The organism is Oleiphilus sp. HI0132 (genome assembly GCF_001635845.1).
Genome location: NZ_LWGJ01000397.1, coordinates 1 through 1,330 on the forward strand (window position 1 = coordinate 1; position 1,330 = coordinate 1,330).

The 1,330-nt window shown below is 42.8% G+C and carries 1 protein-coding gene; it reads right to left on the minus strand.

Annotation, left to right across the window (positions count from 1 at the left end; genetic code table 11):
• Positions 1 to 34: 34 nt before the first annotated feature.
• A partial coding sequence (sthA, locus tag A3766_RS04925) for a Si-specific NAD(P)(+) transhydrogenase (protein WP_068641821.1) occupies positions 35 to 1,330 on the minus strand: 1,296 nt, incomplete at its 5' end.

Genomic DNA, 1,330 nt, shown 5'->3' on the forward strand with positions numbered 1-1,330 from the left:
CTCAAATCGAAGAAAAATGACGAAAAGTTTAAAATCAGAATATGCGATTAAGACCATTTAGTGCCGCAACACGATATGCTTCTGCCATAGTTGGGTAGTTAAATGTGGTATTAATGAAGTAATCTAGGGTATTTGCATCACCTTCCTGATTCATAATCGCCTGACCGATGTGTACGATTTCGGCCGCCTGATCTCCAAAGCAATGGATTCCCAATATTTTTTTGGTCTCACGATGGAACAATATTTTAAGCATTCCGACCGCTTCACCGGTAATCTGAGCTCTAGCCAAGTCTTTGAAAAATGCCTGCCCTACTTCATAAGGAACTTTGGCTTCCGTAAGCTCCTTTTCATTCTTACCGACAGAGCTAATTTCTGGGATCGTATAGATACCGGTAGGTACATCATTAATAAACCTGAAGTAACTATCGTTAAGCAAAGCGGATGAAGCAGAGCGACCTTGATCGTAAGCAGCGCTAGCAAGTGCTGGCCAACCAATCACATCACCTACAGCATAGATATTCTCTACATCTGTTCGATAGTGGTCGTCAATTGAAAGCTGACCGCGTGAGTTTGCTTCAAGACCTATATTTTCTAGCCCAAGATTTTGGGTATTGCCGCTGCGACCATTACACCAAAGAAAAGCATCAGCTTTGATCTTTTTGCCCGACTCGAAAGTAACCTCTACACCGTAATCGGTACCGACAACTGTCTCGTAGGTTTCGTTGTGTCGGACAAGAACACCATTGTTTCGAAGGTGATAGCTAAGCGCATCAGAAATCTCATCATCAAGGAATGATAGTAATTTCTCGCCAGGATTAATCAGGTCGACTTTCACACCTAAACCGGAAAAAATTGATGCATACTCGGAGCCAATAACACCGGCACCATAAATAACCATAGTGCGTGGAGTATGGCTAAGCTGCAATACCGAATCACTACAATAGATACGCTCATGCGTAAAATCAACGTTGGACGGACGATAGGGACTAGACCCGCTAGCTATGATCGCCTCTTTAAAATGAACAATATCTGCGGAACCATTTCCACGTATTTCTATACGATTATCATCTAGAAAGTAGGCCGACCCGTTGTACAAGTCTATTTTATTTCGCGCATAAAAACGGGTTCTTAGCTTAACCTGTTTACTGATTACCTTTTCTGCGTTCTTCAAGACTCTCGGAAAGGAAAACCATCTTGGCTCACCGATATCACGGAACATGGTATTGGTGTTAAAGGTAATAATCTGCTTAACGGCGTGTCGAAGTGCTTTGGAAGGTATTGTTCCAACATGAGCACAGTTCCCGCCAACTACGGGTTTATCTTCGATCAC